Genomic DNA, 676 nt, shown 5'->3' on the forward strand with positions numbered 1-676 from the left:
CCTTGTAATGACAAGGATATTGAACTGGCTATGGGCATGCATCTCCAGGTTATGGGGGACACGGCTAACCTGAGAGCGGCACGAAACATCTTCACCCGGCTGCGCACCTGGGCGGCCGGAGGACAGGTAAACACTCCCTGCAGGGACCAAGGTATCGAATTGGGTCTTGCGTCTGTTTTTGTTGATATGGGCGAGTGGGAGCAGTTTGATAGGCTGCAACTCGAAAAACAGTTGTTTCCGGGGTTCGAAACCTGTTTGTGTTTTAGCGTCCGTTGCTTCCGGGAATTAACGGAAGCTAAGGACATATTACCCGCACATACGACTCTGTTGGGGAAGGCGCTGCATTGGGCTGTTCTTGCTGTGGAAAGAAGTGAGAGAACCAGTGCATCCTGTCTGAGTCAACTGGCTCACTGCTTTCGCCTTTTATCCGTCTGGCCGCAACTTAGACTGCAAACTTTGGGTATTGAAGAAAAAATGGAGTATGAGTTCAGAGATAAAGCAGAATTGCTCTTTAGTCTGGCCAATGAGCTTGAACCCCATCGACAAGAACTGAAGAAAGACGAGATCTGGAGAGTAAAGGAACGCCAGCTGCGCGTAATCGCCAAACAGACCTGCTTGTGACCCTGACTCATTTTGAACCTTTGTCCCCTCACCATCATCCATACAAAACATTGGT

General features: G+C 49.6%; 1 protein-coding gene. It reads left to right on the forward strand.

The window, feature by feature from the left end:
- Positions 1–621 (forward strand): hypothetical protein (locus E1189_RS22765; RefSeq protein WP_196220957.1); only part of this gene is annotated, 621 nt, incomplete at its 5' end.
- Positions 622–676: the final 55 nt, after the last annotated feature.

Origin of the sequence: Parendozoicomonas verongulae, from assembly GCF_009711465.1 — a bacterium.
GTDB classification, from domain to species: Bacteria; Pseudomonadota; Gammaproteobacteria; order Pseudomonadales; family Endozoicomonadaceae; genus Sansalvadorimonas; species Sansalvadorimonas verongulae.